The sequence below is a fragment of the Finegoldia sp. BIOML-A4 genome (assembly GCF_009679635.1).
Classification (GTDB): Bacteria; Bacillota; Clostridia; order Tissierellales; family Peptoniphilaceae; genus Finegoldia; species Finegoldia magna.
In genome coordinates, this window is sequence record NZ_WKZC01000015.1 from 1 (window position 1) to 17,752 (window position 17,752).

13 protein-coding genes and 1 pseudogene are annotated in these 17,752 nt (G+C 29.5%); all 14 read left to right on the forward strand.

The genetic code is table 11. The features are described from left to right. Positions 1-1,194 (forward strand): copper amine oxidase N-terminal domain-containing protein (locus tag GKG01_RS09230; protein WP_241684767.1); only part of this gene is annotated, 1,194 nt, incomplete at its 5' end. Between the two features lie 14 nt (positions 1,195-1,208). Further along, complete coding sequence (locus tag GKG01_RS08635; RefSeq protein ID WP_154272159.1) at positions 1,209-2,075, forward strand: CD1107 family mobile element protein; 867 nt, start codon at positions 1,209-1,211, stop codon at positions 2,073-2,075. Between the two features lie 63 nt (positions 2,076-2,138). Then, the gene (locus tag GKG01_RS08640; protein ID WP_154272160.1) at positions 2,139-3,860 is read left to right on the forward strand and encodes a DNA topoisomerase 3; all 1,722 of its coding nucleotides are present in this window, start codon (positions 2,139-2,141) and stop codon (positions 3,858-3,860) included. Beyond that, positions 3,853-4,800, forward strand: coding sequence for a DNA (cytosine-5-)-methyltransferase (gene dcm / locus GKG01_RS08645; protein WP_154272161.1), 948 nt, complete (start codon positions 3,853-3,855; stop codon positions 4,798-4,800). The genes GKG01_RS08640 and dcm overlap by 8 nt, the downstream gene beginning before the upstream one ends. Before the next feature lie 48 nt (positions 4,801-4,848). Beyond that, entirely contained in the window at positions 4,849-5,706 is an 858-nt protein-coding gene (locus tag GKG01_RS08650; RefSeq protein ID WP_154272162.1) for a hypothetical protein, read from the forward strand. Beyond that, positions 5,696-6,151, forward strand: a complete 456-nt coding sequence (locus tag GKG01_RS08655) for a Panacea domain-containing protein (protein WP_073998080.1) — start codon at positions 5,696-5,698, stop codon at positions 6,149-6,151. The genes GKG01_RS08650 and GKG01_RS08655 overlap by 11 nt, the downstream gene beginning before the upstream one ends. 72 nt (positions 6,152-6,223) lie before the next feature. Next, a pseudogene (locus GKG01_RS08660) lies at positions 6,224-12,436 on the forward strand (DEAD/DEAH box helicase family protein); the annotation flags it as partial. 111 nt (positions 12,437-12,547) lie between these two features. After that, positions 12,548-12,760, forward strand: coding sequence for a helix-turn-helix transcriptional regulator (locus GKG01_RS08665; protein ID WP_008902116.1), 213 nt, complete (start codon positions 12,548-12,550; stop codon positions 12,758-12,760). Between the two features lie 2 nt (positions 12,761-12,762). Continuing rightward, entirely contained in the window at positions 12,763-12,903 is a 141-nt protein-coding gene (locus GKG01_RS08670; RefSeq protein WP_154272164.1) for a hypothetical protein, read from the forward strand. Positions 12,904-13,110: 207 nt separating this feature from the next. Beyond that, positions 13,111-13,791 carry a response regulator transcription factor gene (locus GKG01_RS08675; protein ID WP_154272165.1) on the forward strand — a complete coding sequence of 227 codons (681 nt, stop codon included), beginning with the start codon at positions 13,111-13,113 and terminating at the stop codon, positions 13,789-13,791. After that, a complete protein-coding gene (locus GKG01_RS08680) occupies positions 13,784-15,205 on the forward strand; it encodes a HAMP domain-containing sensor histidine kinase (protein ID WP_154272166.1) in 1,422 nt (473 codons plus the stop codon). The genes GKG01_RS08675 and GKG01_RS08680 overlap by 8 nt, the downstream gene beginning before the upstream one ends. Positions 15,206-15,371: 166 nt before the next feature. Beyond that, positions 15,372-16,244 carry an ABC transporter ATP-binding protein gene (locus tag GKG01_RS08685; protein WP_172975123.1) on the forward strand — a complete coding sequence of 291 codons (873 nt, stop codon included), beginning with the start codon at positions 15,372-15,374 and terminating at the stop codon, positions 16,242-16,244. Next, positions 16,228-16,980, forward strand: a complete 753-nt coding sequence (locus tag GKG01_RS08690; protein ID WP_154272168.1) for a hypothetical protein — start codon at positions 16,228-16,230, stop codon at positions 16,978-16,980. Before GKG01_RS08685 ends, GKG01_RS08690 begins: the two co-directional genes overlap by 17 nt. A 212-nt stretch (positions 16,981-17,192) precedes the next feature. Further along, positions 17,193-17,483, forward strand: a complete 291-nt coding sequence (locus tag GKG01_RS08695; RefSeq protein ID WP_154272169.1) for a DUF3847 domain-containing protein — start codon at positions 17,193-17,195, stop codon at positions 17,481-17,483. The last annotated feature ends 269 nt before the right edge of the window (positions 17,484-17,752 follow it).

Below are 17,752 nucleotides of genomic sequence, written 5' to 3' on the forward strand. Positions count from 1 at the left end.
AAAGATGAATTAAAAAGATTACAAGATGAAAATGCAAAACTAAAAGAAGATTATTCATCTACAAAATGGGAGTTAGAAGCTGAGAAAGAAAAGACAGATAAAAACGAAAATAAAATCAAAGAAATGCAAGAAAAGCTTGAGTCTTTAGAAGGGGAACTTGCAAAGAAGACTAAAGAAATTGAAGATAAAGATAATAGAATTAAGGACTTAGAAAAAGCTCTTGATGAAAAAGATGCTAAGATAAGAGACTTAGAGTCTAAAAAGAAAGAGACAGAAAATTCTAAGTCAGAATGCTGTAAGAAAATTGAAGAGCTTCAAAAGGCTATTGATAGTTTAAAAGTATCTTCTGAAAATACAAAAAAAGAATTAGAAGATAAGATTAAAGTACTAGAAGAAAAACAAAAAGCTTCTGAAGAAGAAATTAAAAAGCTAAAAGAAGAATTAGATAAGAAAATCGAAGAAGCAAAGAAGTTAATCGAGGAAGCAAATAAAAAAGCAAAAGAAGAACTTGAGAAACAAGCTAAAGATGAAAAAGATAAAAATCTAAACCAAGACCTATCTAAAAAATTAGATGAACTTCTAAAACTCCAAAAAGAAAACAAAGAAAAGAAAGAAGATAAGAAATCTCAAGATAAGAAGTGGGATGAACTTTTGAAAGCTGATGACAAGAACATCCTAAATCAATTTGATCTTAACAAGATGAAAAAGCAAGAGGAACAACAATACAAAAAACAAGTTAAAGATGAAAAAGAATTTGCAGTTTTCCAAGTTGACAAAAACTTTTATAACATTATCAACAAAGATGGTAAGACAACAGTCTATATGGATGTAAAAACTTATGTGGATCAAGGAAGAACTATGATTCCAGTAAGATATATCGCTTATACTCTAGGTTTTAATGTTGAGTATGACAACTCTACTCGTGAAGCTATTTTCTCCAATAAAGAGAATAATATCCTAGCTAAAAAGACATTAAGACTAAATATTGATACTGGTGTTATGAAAGATTCAGATGGTAAAGTCTACAATTCAGATGTTAAGCCAGTTATTATAAATGGAAGAATCCATGCTTCAATTTCAAACATTGCTAAAGCTTTTGGAGCAAGTCATGGAGATATTAAAGATGGTAAAAACCAAACAATAGAATGGGACAATGCTAGAAAAGCAGTCTATGTATTTAAAAATGTAAAATAAGAAAGGATAGAAAAATGAATAAGAGCATTAAACGAGGAGTAGCCATAGCGTTACTCCTTTTTACATTTACAGTACCAGCAACTACATTTGCGATGACAAATGAAGGACAAATAGAGAATCAAAGTGAGTCAATATATGAACCGCAAAAAGAAGAATTTGAAAAAATGTTGAAAGATGATGTTTTTACACCATCAAAAGAAGAAATTCCTTATCAAGATGTTCCAAGAATACCAGGAAATACAAGTGAAGCAAATAAGCCTTCAAATAATCCTCCTAAGAAAACACCACTTGTAAAAGGTGGTAATACTAAGGCAGTAAATAATCTTGCGACTGGGGAAAATAAGGCAAGAGGTTCAGTAATTGAAAATGTAGATAAGAATGGAAAAGATATTACACCAAGTGGAGATACAGAAAAAGATAAAGAAAATCCAGTAGATGTAAGACAATTTTTAACATTTCAAACTAAAAGTGGAAAAACTATGCACCTAATAGTCGATCACTCATCAAATCAAGATAATGTAAGGCTATTGACAGAAGTAGGAGAGCAAGACCTACTTAATATGATTGAATCAGAAGATAAAAATACTATAAAGGTTGAAGAGCCTAAGAAAGAAGAAGTAAAAAAAGAAGAACCTAAGACTGTTCCATTAAAAGAAGAAAAGAAAAGCGGGATAGGTTTATTTCTAATTGTTGCACTTGTAATTGGAGGAGTTATAGGAGCAGGATATTATTTTAAGGTAGTTAAAGCAAAAGAAGATAGAATGTTGGAAGACTTTGAAGAAGATGATGAGGATTATATTAGTGAGTCAGAAGATGAATCTGACAATGAAGAAAGTAATGAAGAATCTTTAGATGAAGACGATGAAGATGAACTATTATAATAATTTTTAAAAGTTTGAGCGAGAGAGAAATCTTTCGCTCTTTTTTTATTTATGGAGGTATTAATGAAGTTAGTAATAGCAGAAAAGCCAAGTGTAGCAGTTACAATTGCAAAAGTAATTGGAGCAAGAACAAGAAAAAACGGATATTATGAGGGCAATGGATACATTGTTTCTTGGTGTGTAGGTCATTTAATTCAAATGGCAAGTCCCGATAAGATAGACGAAAAATGGAAGAAATGGACAATAGACACTCTTCCTATAATTCCAGAAGAATATACTTATGAAGTATCTAAAAGCACTAAGAAACAATATGGAGTTTTAAAGAAACTTTTAAACGATAAGAACATCGACACAGTAATAAATGCTTGTGATGCTGGTAGAGAAGGAGAACTTATTTTTAGGCTTGTATATAATCAAGCTAAATGTAAGAAGAAGATTAAAAGACTTTGGATATCTTCAATGGAAAACAAAGCTATTGAAGATGGCTTTAGAAATCTTAAAGATGGAGAAAACTTTGAAGACTTATATAGATCGGCAAGTGCAAGAGCAATTGCAGATTGGCTGGTGGGAATGAATTTAAGTAGGCTTTATTCTTGCATTTACAAGGAAACATATTCAGTTGGTAGAGTACAAACACCAACTCTATATTTAATAGCTAAAAGGGATAGTGAAATAAATCTATTTAAGAAGCAAAAATATTATACAGTTGATCTATCTTATGGAGGATTGAAACTTGTATCTGATAGAATTGATAGAATTGAAGTTGCAGAGCAACTATCAAACTTGCTAGAAGATGAAATAGTTATTACAGAGGTAGAAGATAAAGAAATAAGCACAAAACCAGATAAGCCTTATGATCTCACTACCTTACAAAGAGAAGCAAATAAATATTTTGGATATTCAGCAAATGACACTTTAAATCTAGCACAAGCTTTGTATGAAAAGAAGCTAATCACATACCCAAGAACGGATAGCAGGTATTTAACCGACGATATGGTTAATACTATAAAAGAGTTATTAGAAGGACTTGAAGAAGATTTTAAAATCAACGAATCAAACTTTAAGTCTATTTTTAATTCATCTAAGGTTACAGACCACTATGCGATTATTCCTACTATATCAGGTATTGGAAAAGCCAAAGATTTATCTGATAAAGAAAGCAAAATCTATAATCTAATTAAGAATAAATTACTTGCTTCATGTTCGGATAACTTAAAGGAATCTAGTAGAAAAATCAGATATGAATATGATAAATTTAACTTCAATGCAAGTGGCAAGACTGTTATAGATGAAGGTTATACCAAGCATCTAAAGGCTTATAGAAAGGAAAAACAAGAAAATGAATTACCAGATGTAAATATTGGAGATAATATCAAACTAACTTCTAAAAATATATCGGAGAAATTTACCAAAGCTCCAAGCCATTATAACGAAGATACACTTTTAAAGGCTATGGAGAGTGCAGGAGTAGAATCCTTGGATAAAGATATAGAAGTAGAAAGAAAAGGCTTAGGAACACCAGCTACAAGAGCAGGAATTATTGAAAATCTTATCCATAAGGATCTTATAAGAAGAGATAAGAAAAACTTACTTGTAACAGAAAAAGGCAATAGACTTGTATCAATTGTAGAGGATAAGTTTAAATCAGCAGAAACAACATCTGAATGGGAAATGAAACTTGCAAAGATTAGCTCTGGCGAAGTAGATAAAGAAGACTTTTTAAGAGAAATAGAAGATAGTATAAGGGAGCTTGTAGACAGGTACAAGAATAATCTAAATGAATAAGGTAAAAATATTAGAGCTTTTCGGTGGCATAGGTGCTATTAGAAAGGCTTTTATTAATTTAAAGATACCTTATGAAGTTGTTGATTATGTAGAAATAGATAAGGCTTGTGTTAAATCATACAACGCACTTTATGGAGAAGATTATAAGCCAAAATCAGTAGTAGGATATAAAGCTCCTAATGAAAAGATAGACTTAATTATGCATGGAAGTCCTTGCCAAGACTTTTCAAGAATAGGAAAAAAGCAAGGAGGAGTAAAGAATTCAGGAACTAGATCAAGCTTACTATTTGAAACAATTAGAATAATTAAAGAAATGAAAGAAAAACCTAAATGGATAATTTGGGAAAATGTAAGGGGAGTCCTTGATAGAAATATGAGGGACTCCTTTTTTATTTATCTAAAAGAACTAGAAAACCTTGGATATGAAAATAAGTATGAAATCTTAAATGCAATGGACTTTGGCATACCTCAAAAAAGAGAGAGGATATTTGTTGTTTCATGTCTAGGGAAAAATAACTTTTCTTTTAATAAATTGGAGAGGAAAGAAACTAGACAACTAAGTGAATTTTTAGAAAAAGATGTAAGTGAACTTTATACAATGACCCAACCTTATATGCTGAAATTTTTAAATAAAGGCATAGATAACAGTTTTAGAGGGCGACTAAAAGTGATTAAAGATTTTTCTTATACTATTTCTACAAAACAGATGAGAGTACCTAATTCTGGAATAATAGATATTGGAAATGGTCAGTATAGGTATTTAACAGAAAGAGAATGTTTAAGGCTCATGGGCTTTGATGATAGCGATATAGACAAATTAGAGGAAGTGCATCCAAGAAGAAAAAATTGTACTTCAAGCAAGCTATATAAGCAGGCCGGTAATTCTATTGTGGTTGATGTTTTAATGGTTATTATAGACAAAGTAAATATGATTATTTAATGTAAATATATGGTATAATTTTAGTAAATAACATTAAGAGGTAAGTTGGTGCTGGATAAAAAAGAAGAAAACTCATTAAAATCTAAATTATTATTGTGGTGGGGATATGTAAAAGACAATAAAATAAAATCATCTTTTAAGTTGATTCTTTTTATAATTCCTTTTGCACTGATGCACCCGTATTGTCTAGAAATATTCAATAAGCATATTGGAATTAGTATTGCAAGTCTTATAGTATTATTTACAATAAACGAATTTTTTGAGATAAAGGAACTTATTGAAATAAATACTAATGAGAAAAAATATAGAGAAAAAGAGAAAAAGTATAAGGAAGAGATAAATAAACTTACTGATATAGCTGTAAACCTAGGGGATATATTGGAAAGTGTACCAGATGATTTTTTAAGAGTTGTGTCAAAATATATGGAGCTTAAAAATAGTGATAGAATATCTTTATATGTAATGAAAAAAGATGATTTTAAAATTATTGGTAGATATAGCGAAAATCCTCTATATATTGAAAAAAGTGGAAGAGAATATGGTAATAAAGGATATATATTTAAATGTGTTGGAAATAGAAATGGAAAGCCATATTTTCATAGACAAGAACTCCCTGACTCAGAAACAAATATTAACGGATATATTAGAGTGGTTAATAAAGAAACTGGTATGAGTAAAAAAAGTATAAAAAGTTTAAATATGAAGAGTAGATGCTACTTTACAAGAATAATAACTGGAACTGGAATGGAAAATGTTGGGGTTCTAGTGATTGAAACTATGAATTCGAGATTTAACATTGAAGCTGAAGAAATTAATTTTAAACTAGAAGAACTAGTAATACCACATTTAATTACGATACTGGAAATAAGTAATAAGTTGAAGGAGGATGAGTCTTATGAAAACTAAATTAAGAAATGTTTTACTATATATTGTTAAGAATTATCCTTACGGAGATGATTTAACAAAAACGAGAATAACCAAATTAGTATATTTAATAGATTGGGAATATACAAAAAAATATGGGAAGCAAATGACTGAAATTTCATGGTATTTCGATCATTATGGTCCATACGTATCCGATGTGCTTGATGAGGCTGATGAAGATAAGACAGTTAGTATTCAAAGTACATTTTCAAATTTTGGTACTATTAAATATATAGTAAGACCTAAACATGATAAAGAATTAATACACTATGACGGCTTAGAGGTTAGCGAAATTGAAGTTATAAATGAAGTCTTTGAAAACACAAAGATGTTATCATGGAATCAATTCATTAATTATGTATATGATACTCCACCTATAAAAGAAAGTAGAAAGTATAGTCATTTAGATTTAACAAAATTTATTTAATGAGTAACTGTAATAAGACGGTAGAAGTAATAATCTATCGTCTTTTTTATTGCACTAAAAAGGAGGTAGGAAATGCAAGTAAATGATTTTAAAAATATACAAGAAGCAATAAAGTATGAAGTGTTACAAGATGAAAAAGAATATTTAAAACTCTTAAAGGTTATAGGCAATAATCAGAAATATGATTTTTCAAGCCAACTAAGTATATATAACAAAGAACCTGAAGCTATAGCTTGTGCGACTTTTGATATGTGGAAGAAATATTTTGGCAGAGTTGTTATGAGGGGTCAAAAGGGTATTCCAATTTTAGTTGGAAGTGATGTAAATCAAAGAATTTCATATATTTTCGATATTAGTCAAACCACATCAATGGATAGGAATATCAATGAGGTTAGCTTATGGCAGTTTGATCACGAAAACCATAACGAGGCTTTAAAAGAAATAATAAATGCTTCTTCATTTGAAGCTAGTGATTCACTTAATGAAAATATATTTTCTTTAAGTCGAATTTATGGAGATGAATATATTAACTTGGCTCTTGCTGATTTAAGGATAGATATAGAGGATAGACTTAGCTTTGAAAAGTTTATGAGAGACTCAATATCCTATGCGGTAGCTAATAGGTTTAATACAGTCTATCCTATGGATATGGAAAATTTAAAAAATAATTTTTCTAGGATTAATACAATTTCTTTAGAGCAAATAGGTCTTTTAATATCAAGGGTTAGTGAAGATATTATAGATAGCACAATAGAAAAATCCAAGGAAATAGATCGTGCTAGGCTGCTGACAGAAAGGTCCGCTGCCGACTATAATAGAGATATAGAAAATACAAATGAAGATAGAGGAGGTCAAAATGATTTATATAGACGAGATGATAGGTCAAGAAGTAGAGATGGACGAGTTTTCACAGATGGAAGCGACAGAGGAAATAGCGATGAAGATCGAGGAGAAAACCTTGGACATGATGGAGAAGGATCTGGAATTTATGGAGAGATTCCCGAATCCGACTTACGCAGTTCTAAGACTGTATTACCTAGTAGGGAGCGAGGACATGGAGAACTGGAAGAAACTTCAGGAAATGTACGAGGAGAAAACACTTTTGAACCATCTGAAGGAAATTCAGAATCAGGCAGTGGACTATATCAAGATAGAGAAAGTCAAAATGATGAAAGCACAAGGATTGACAGAGAAGATGATGAGAGAGAATCCAGAGGAATACCAAGGACAGATGAACAACTTGATGGCAACAGTGAAGAAAATGGCAATCAAGGAATACGTGGAAGCTTAGAAAATGAAATAAGCCAAGAAAAGGAAGCTGAGGAAGCTTCTTTTTTTGATGACAAAAACACTGAAAATAGAAAAGATTATTGGATTGTAGAATTTAATGAAAACCACGAATTAATTCCCGATTATAGTGGACAGATAGTAACTAAAGATTTAATTAATGTCCTAAGACAAAATGATATAGATGTTAAAGATCATAATCAAACTCATGGAGAAAATGAATTTGGAGAAATGACTGATGATTATATCGGATATTTCAAATTCTATTTTGACCACTATGTAGACGGTGAAGTTGTCGAACATTATAGGATTGACCTTGGTGATGGTGAAGAAGTAAATGAGCGTGAATTTTCATATTTAGAAGAACAAGTTGCACTAAGTGAGGAAAAATCATTACAAGAAGAAGTTAAGGAAAATATAGAGCCTAAATTTAAGATAGGTGATCAGGTTAGATATAAAGATAAGGACTTTACTATTACAGATTTTGATGAACTAAGTGGAGGACTTAAAACTGTAACCATTAGAGATAATATGGAATATATGGGAGGTATGATTAGGGGTTCGGAAGTAATTCCATATAGAAACGATTCATACCTTGAAGAAATCTTTGAAAATCTAAGTCAAACATCAGAAAAACTAGCAGTAAAGGTTGGTAAGGAATTTATTTTAGAAGATGAGAATACCTTTGATGGAATTAACTTAATTGAAACAGGAACTAAGGTAGAAGTTAATGGAGAAGAAATCCCCTTATATAAAGGTGAAACATTTGAAGAAAGTAGAAAGATTGACGACCTTTTAGATAGTGGAAACTATGAGATACACAAATTATCTGAGCATGAAAAACAAATCGAAAGACAAGTAGAACAAGAAAGCTTTATTGATAACTACAATCCAGAAATTGACCAAATGATGGATAGATACAATGTGCCTAGGGAAGCTGCCGAAAACTTATTGAGGGGAAAAGAAGATTTAAAGAATCTAGGCTATGAACCTAATAAGGAAAGGCTAAGTTTTGCTAGAAATTATGACTTGAAAAATCATATCTACTCAGAATACCTTACACCATCAGAAAAGCTAGATAAAAATATCAAAGCTATTAAAATGCTAAAAAGACTTGAAAATGAAAATAGGAGTCCAAGAGAATATGAACAAGCCTATCTTGCTGATTATCTAGGTTGGGGAGGTCTTGCCGATGTATTTGATGAAGAAAAGGGAGGACAATGGCTTGAAGCAAGAAACATTTTAAAAGAAAATTTAACACATGAAGAGTATTTGAATGCTAAAGAGTCTACCTTAACATCGTTTTATACACCTAGAGAGGTAATGGATGGAATATATAAGACTCTAACAGATATGGGATTTAAGACTGGAAATATCCTTGAACCATCTGCAGGAGTCGGTAATTTCATTGGTAATATGCCAAGTGAAATGAAAGCGTCTAAAGTTTATGGAGTGGAAAAAGATAGTCTAAGCGGAAGAATAGCAAGAGAACTTTATCCTGAAGCTAATATTCAGATTAAAGGCTTTGAAGAAACAAATTTCTCAAATAATTTCTTTGACTTGGTAATAGGAAATGTTCCCTTTGGAGATTTTAAAGTTAACGATCGTGAATATAACAGAAATAACTTTCTGATTCACGATTATTTTTTTGCGAAGTCAATAGATAAGGTTAGGAATGGAGGAATTATTGCCTTCATAACATCATCTGGAACTATGGATAAAAAAGATGAATCTGTTAGAAAATATATTAATGCAAGATGTGAGTTTTTAGGAGCTATGAGGCTTCCTAATACAACATTTAAAGGACTTGCTGGTACTGAAGTTACTTCAGATATTATTTTCTTAAAGAAGAGAGATTCAGTTATAGAAAGAGATGATGATTGGATACACCTAGCAACTGATAAAAAGGGTTTTACTTATAATAAATACTTTGTAGATAATCCTCAGATGGTATTAGGGAATATGAAAGAAGTATCTGGCAGATTTGGCAATACTATTACTTGTGATGAAAAAGAAGATGAAAAGTTAAAAGACTTAATGGATATTGCAAGTAAGGAAATATCTTCAAATTCAAAATATGAAGAGGTCGAACTATTGGAAGATGAAGAATTAAGTCTTCCAGCAACAGATGATGTTAAGAATTTTTCTTACACTATTATTGATGAAGAGGTCTACCTAAGAGAAAACTCAGTCTTAATCAAGCAGAATATATCAGATAAAAATAAAGAAAAGATAAAAGATTATCTTGATGTAATGAATGCTTTAAAAGATGTAATAGAAAAACAAAAGGACGATTTTTCAGACGATGAAATAAAAGAGTCACAAGCAAAGTTAAATGAAGTCTATGATAACTTTTCAAAGAAACATGGCTTTATTAACTCCTTATCAAATACTAGAGCTTTAAAGGAAGACTCAAACTTTCCTTTGGTTTCATCAATAGAAATACTTGATGATGAGGATAATTTCAAAGCTAAGAGTGATATATTCTCAAAAAGAACAATAACAAAGGCAAAAGTAGTAGACTATGTAGATACTTCCCTTGAAGCCTTAGTCTTATCAGTTTCACAAAAAGGATATGTAGACTTTGAATATATGGAATCTATAACAAGTAAAGATAGGAACACCTTAATTGGTGAGCTTGAGGGCGAGATATTTTTAGATATTAAGGATACAGACCTAATAAATAACAGAATGCCCTTTGAAAACTTTGACAATGACGATCCATTTCATTTTTCATATGTATCGGCTGACGAGTATTTAAGTGGAAATATTAGAGAAAAGATTGGCTATCTCAATTCATATATCGGAGAAATTGAAAATGTAATAGATTTAGCACCTTCTGAAAAGAAAGACACATTATTAAACGAGTTAGGCAAACTCAAATATCAAAGAGAAAAATTACAAGAAGTTATGCCTGAAGAACTTACGGCTTCTGATATAAATGTAAGGCTAGGAGCAACCTGGATACCTCAAAAAGATATAGAAGACTTTACTTTTAATCTTTTAAAAACACCAGGTTATGATAGGTGGAATATAAATGTTAGGTTCTCACCACATACAAGTGAATGGAATATTGAAGGTAAAAGTGTTGACTCAACTAATGACCTTGCTAACATGACTTATGGTACAAGTAGAGTGAATGCCTATAAGCTAATTGAAAATGCTCTTAATCTAAAAGATACAAAGGTATTTGACCAAGTAATAAATGATGATGGTTCTAAGACCTCTGTATTAAATAAAAAAGAAACTATGCTTGCAAGTCAAAAGCAAGAGCTGATTAAAGAAGAATTTAAGAATTGGATATTTGAAGATCCTGATAGAAGATATAGGTTAGAAAAAATTTATAATGAAAAATTCAATTCAATTAGAAATAGAGAATTTGATGGTTCTAACTTAACTTTTGATGGAATGAATACTGAAATCAGACTACGAGAACATCAAAAAAATGCCATAGCAAGGACTCTTTATGGTGGAAATACACTACTTGCCCATGTAGTAGGAGCAGGAAAAACTTTTGAAATGGTGGCTTCTGCTATGGAATCTAAAAAGTTAGGACTTGCAAGTAAGTCATTATTTGTAGTTCCTAACCATCTAACCACTCAAATTGGTAGAGAGTTTATGCAATTATATCCGTCAGCAAATATTATGGTGGCCGATAAAAAAGACTTCCAACCTAAAAATAGGAAAAGATTTATTGGTAGGATTGCAACGGGAGAATATGATGCGGTCATCATAGGACACTCTCAATTCGAAAAAATACCAATGTCCAAGGAATACCAGGTAAGGCATATACAAGACCAAATAGATGATATAGTTTCCTTTATTGATGAGAACAAAAGAAATAGAGGAGAAAATTTCACAGTAAAACAACTGGAAAAGACAAAGAAGAAACTCTTGGTAAGACTTGAAAAACTAAATGATGACTTTAAAAAGGATGATGTAATAACCTTTGAAGAACTAGGAGTAGATAAGTTATTTATAGACGAAGCTCATAATTACAAAAACTTATTCTTGCATACTAAGATGAGAAATGTTGCGGGTATCGGTCAGAGTGAAGCCTTTAAGTCTTCGGATATGTATATGAAATGTAGGTATATGGATGAAATGACAGATGGCAAGGGAGTTGTATTTGCTACTGGTACACCAATATCAAATTCAATGACAGAGCTTTATACCATGCAAAGATACCTTCAATATGACGATTTAAAGGCAAGGGGATTAGAACATTTTGACGCTTGGGCTTCTACTTTTGGAGAAACAGAAAATACCTTTGAGTTATCTCCAGAAGGCACTGGATATAGGCAAAAGACAAGATTTTCAAAGTTTTATAACTTGCCAGAACTGATGAGCATGTTTAAAGAAGTAGCAGATATAAAGACCTCAGATATGTTAAATTTGCCAGTGCCAGAAGCAAATTTTGAAGTTATTAAAACAAAACCTACTGAGGAACAAAAAGAAATATTAGAAGCTATTTCAGAAAGAGCTGATGCAGTTAGAAATAATCAAGTCGAGCCAACAGAAGATAATATGCTAAAGATTACAAATGATGGTAAAAAACTTGCCCTTGACCAAAGATTAATAAATCCACTACTTCCAGATGATCCTAATTCAAAGGTAAATGTATGCGTTAAAAATATCTTTTCGATCTGGGATAAGACAAAAGAAAATTCATCGACACAATTAGTGTTTTCAGATATGTCCACACCAAAAGGAGATGGAGAATTTAATATCTATGATGATATTAGAAATAAGCTAGTGAATATGGGAATACCAAAAGAAGAAATAGCCTTTATCCACGAAGCAGATACAGACAAACAAAAAGATGAATTGTTCTCTAAGGTAAGAAGAGGAGAAGTAAGAGTATTATTAGGTTCTACTCAAAAAATGGGAGCAGGTACAAATGTACAAAATAAACTGATAGCCTTACACGATTTAGACGTCCCTTGGAGACCGTCTGATTTGGAGCAGTTCCAAGTGGGACAAGTAAAAAAACAAGGACTATCTCAATAAATACTAACGCAAGCACAAGTATAAAATAGGCTAAAGTGACTTATCAGCCTATTTATGATATAATATATCTTAACAATAAAACGGATAAGGGGTAATAATATGGCAATTTCTTATAAACCATTATGGCACTTATTGGTAGAAAGAGAAATGAACAAAGAAGACTTAAAAAGAGCTGCAAACATAACAAGCAATATAGTTTCAAGAATGAGCAAAAACTCTTATGTGAACTTAGAGTCGTTAGAAAAGATTTGCTTGGCATTGGATTGCAGAATTGAAGATGTTATAGAAATTCACAGAAATGAGGTGGAATAAAATTGAGCAATCTATCACAAATCAGAAGAGCTGAAATGCTAGAATACCTAAATCATCTAAAAGAAATTCACACAGATGATGAAAGTAGGATTGCACTTGCAAAGATTGAAACAGCCTTAACTGAGAAAAAATATGGTCTATGAAATAAGATTATATGGTTTAATTATTTCCCGGGTGATTTTATATAAATTATCAATGATTAAATCATGATACAATGAATATAAAGTATAAATAGTAAGATAGTGGATTGGATTTTAATGGTATGATATAGATTTATTAATTTTTTTTAATTTATCATACTCATTGAATTCGTTTTGTGAAACAACAAATTTTGTAAAATGGGAGTAATTATGGCAAAAATTATTAAATTGCTAATTATAGAAGACAATGAAGATATTATTGATTTAATTAAATTATATAAGCCTGAATCTATGGAAATCTTTGATGCAAAAGATGGTAAACAAGGTTTAAAATTTTTTGATGAAGAAAAATTTGATTTGATAATTTTAGATTTGATGCTGCCAATATTAGATGGTTACCAAGTATTAAAGAAAATTAGAGAAACAAGTGATATACCAATTATAATATTATCTTCTAAAAATCTTGACTTTGAAATCATACTCGGATTAGATAAGGGTGCAGATGATTATATTGTTAAGCCATTTAATCCTATGGAATTGTTTGCACGAGTTAATGCATTGTTGAGGAGAGTCGATTCAAAAAATAATAATAAGATTATAAAATCAGGAAATTTAGAGTTGAATATGGAAACTTGTGAAGTATTTCGTTCAGGAAAAATTATAGATCTTACAGGTCAAGAATATAAATTATTAGAATTTTTAATGAAAAACAAGAATAAGGTATTTACTACTGATATTTTATTAGAAAGAATCTGGAATGACAATGAATATTATGATGATAATATAGTTTCAGTTTATATTAGTAGATTGAGAGATAAAATTGGAGATCGAGATTGCGAAAAGAAACACATTATAACAATAAGGGGACTGGGGTATAAATTTAATGATTAAAAACAAACAAATTACATTCAAAAAGTTTTTGTTCGTAAGCATAATATCCATTGTTCTTATTGTATATGTATATAACATTTTAACTTCAAGTATTATGGAAGTGGTTGGGAATAAAATATTTTCAAATATTGCTAATCAGTATTCTGCAGATTATATTTTTGATGAGGACCTAAGTGAGAATGAGAATAAAATTAAAAAGCTTGATGGTTGGATACTCATATTAAATAATGATTTATCTTTGAGTTATATATCAGATGATAATGCTCCAAAAGTTTATTCTTTTGATGATATTGTTAATTTGAATAAAGGTAAATATAAATACAAAGACAGAACTTATTTTGCATCTATGAAAAATATAAAGAAAAATGGAATAAACAAATATGGAGTTGTTGTTATACCAACAAAATATATTAGTAATAGGGTTTTTGTTACTCCTAGTATGCAAGATTCGGGATTAATTTTTCTATTTTTTACATTAAAAGTTATTTTATTTATTTTAGGAACTTTTATAATTGTGTTCATATTTTCAAAAGTATTGCATAAGAAATTATACAATCCTTTAAGTGAATTAGAAATGGGTTTTAAAAAGTTAAAGAAAGAAGACTATTCATTTAGTTTAAGAAAACAAGAATATAATAATATTTCTGAATTTGATTTTATTCAAAATGAATTTAATTCAACGGTGAAATCACTAAGAGAATTTCAGAAAGAGAGACTTGAAAATGAAAAAAAAAGGATTCAGTTATTTATTGATATAAGGCATGATCTCAAGACACCGATTACTGTTATTAAAGGTTTCTCAGAAGCATTAATTAATGGAAGAATTCCAATAGAAAGTTCTAAAAAATATTTGGAATCTATTGACAAAAATGCATCGAATATAGACACTTTGTTAAACGAATTATCAGAAATTATAGAGTATGAGGATTATTCTTATAGTTTAAATCTTGAGAAAATTGATTTCTGTGAATTTACAAGGAATGCAATAATAGACTTTTTACCAATATTTGAGCAAAATGAGATGAATGTAATAATTAACATTCCGGATGAAAAATTATTTGTAAAGATTGATCAAAACATATTTTCTAGAGTATTTAAGAATTTGATGAAAAATATAATTGATCATAACGAAAAATATATTACAGTGTATTTTTCTATAGAAAATTGCTTCGAAAAAGTTAAGCTAATTATTGGAGATAGTGGAAATAAAATAAATGAAAAGTTGGCAAAAAATATTTTTGAACCATTTGTTACTAATGATACCTCAAGAAACACTTCTAATAAAAATAGAGGACTTGGTTTATCTATTGCGAAAAAAATTGTAGAGAAACATAATGGAAAAATATTTTTGAATCAAAACAATACAGAACTCTATAATAAAAGTTTTATAATAGAATTAAATAAATTAAATTAAGATATATGGATCTAGGATATTCTTCTAGATCTTTTTTTATTGACTTTTAATTTTAAAATATTTAAGACTACTGAAAGGTTTATTAATATTAGAGAAAGATTAGGATAGCGTGAGTGTAATATTTATTTGTTATCATATATATAAATAAGTGATGAGGAGGATTGTTATGGAACTATTGAAATTAGAATCCATTACAAAAGATTATGGAAATGGAAAAGGACTATTTAATTTTTCAATGAATTTGAATAAAGGCGAAATTGTAGGTCTAATAGGAATTAATGGTGCTGGGAAAACAACTTTATTAGACACAGTGTCTGGAAAAATTTTAGCAGATTCAGGAGAGATTTTTTATGAGGGGGAAAAATTAGGAATTGATTCTAAATGTAGAAAAAAATTTGGAATTTCTGTTAACCCTGGTTTTTATGATTATCTTAATACTTATGAAAATTTAAAAGCTATTTTATATTTAAACGGAATAAGTGATAAAAAGATTGTAAATGAGAAAATTAAAAATGTTTTAAAAATAGTTGGTCTTGAAAATGTTGAGAACAAAAGAATAAAAGAATTTTCCTTTGGAATGAAACAAAGATTAGGATTTGCACAGGCAATACTGAATTCAGGATCAATTATGTTATTAGATGAACCATTTGTAGGTCTTGACGTCAATGGGAGAAATATGGTTAAAGAATATGTAAAAGATATGGTAGAAAAAAAGCAAATGGCAGTTGTGTTTTCGGATCATAATTTAGATGAAGTTAAAGCCTTGTGTAATAGGTTGGTTGTAATAAGAAATGGGAAAAAAATTTATGATGGGAATCTAGATATAAAGAGTTCAATAATAATAAAGGTTAGAGATAGCAGTGGAATTGATGACTCTATTGTTAAAAAAATTGATTCAACTACAGTTGAGGTTACAGAAAGAAATCTTAATGACAAAATAAAGAATATTACAAAAATAACAGAAATAACAAGAATTGAAAAGGTTATAAATCCCTTAGAAAAGATGTTAGAGGTGAATAATAATGTTGAAAATCATTAAATTTGAAATTGGTAAGCAGGTTAAAAGAAAAGAAAATTTAATTTTATTTTTTATGTTTTTAATGCCATTACTTTATTCAATAGGTGTGTACAGAAACTCAAATATTATTACTTACAATAGTAGTGAACTGGTTAATGGACTTTCTTTTGCAAAGGACATGTTTACTTTTATATATATGGCTTTTATTGTTTATATTATATTAGCAATAAATAGTTCAAATATATTAAGAGGAGAAATAGAAAATAATAGTATTAGTGTAATGCTCACAAGAATAAACAATAGAAGTAAAATTTATAGAGCAAAATTATACGCTCAAATTATTTATTGGACAGTGATTACATGTTTATTTGTTTTATTTTCTATATTTTGCTATTACATTTTTATATCAAATTTAAAGATTGCAAGTGGTAGCATTGTAAGTAAAGACTGGATAAGTGATACTTTAATAATTATTTCATTATGGTCTTCATACATTTTTGTAATAAGTATGGTTCAAAGTTTGAGTATGAATTTTAAACCTTTTGTTTCTATAGGAATATTTATAATAGTTTTTATAATTTTAATGTACTTGAAAGAGTTTCCTAAAGTTCAATTGGTGTCTCCATTTTATTATCTAAATAAAATTTTAGATAATTGGAATTCAATTATTTTTGTTAAATATATGATAATTAACTGGGGACTAGTATTTTTATTTTCTTTTTTAGGAATTAAAAAATTCAAAAAAAGTGACCTATAAGAATATATATTTTATAAAATATTTAATAGTTAGAATAAAAAGATTGAGTCAAATTTCTTAAAGTGCCTATGATTTTAGGCACTTTTTCTATATCAGACTTTAGGAGGTGATAATATAATATTTTTAACAAAACATTCAATTTAAGATACAAATAATAGGACGGGGAGAGTATATCTTCATCGTCTTTTTTTATTGCAAGAAAGGAGTATTTTATGAAAAAACTAGAACAACTAAGACAAGAGTCAAAAGAAATAAAAGATAAAATAGACAATACAGAAGAAAAATTAAGGCAACTAAAAAATCAAGAAAAGAAGATATTAAAACAAGACATAGTGAAAAGAAGAAAAGAAAGAACTCATAGGCTCATAACAAGAGGAGCAATCTTAGAAAGCCTTATAGAAAATGCAGAAGAACTAACAGATGAAGAAATAAAAATCCTACTAGAAGAAGCAACAAAGACAAAAGAATTCAAAGAAACACTAAGAATAATAAGAGAAAATTAGGGAAAATATAGGGATTAATAAATAATCAAATCTCCCTTAGATTTTCTAAGGGCGCAATTATACACCCTAAAGTGTGCTTGCGTCCTGCGGAGCCAAACCCTTGCAGGGAGCAACAACCATTCGCTTTTTAAAAGTCAAGGGTAAATAAACTCGCTAAGGCTCGCCCTTGACTTTTAAAATTTGAAATGAACAAAACAATTAAGCCGACATACTGAAACAACAAAAATTAATTCAGTAGTCGGCTTTTTCTATTCTATCATTTCAAAACG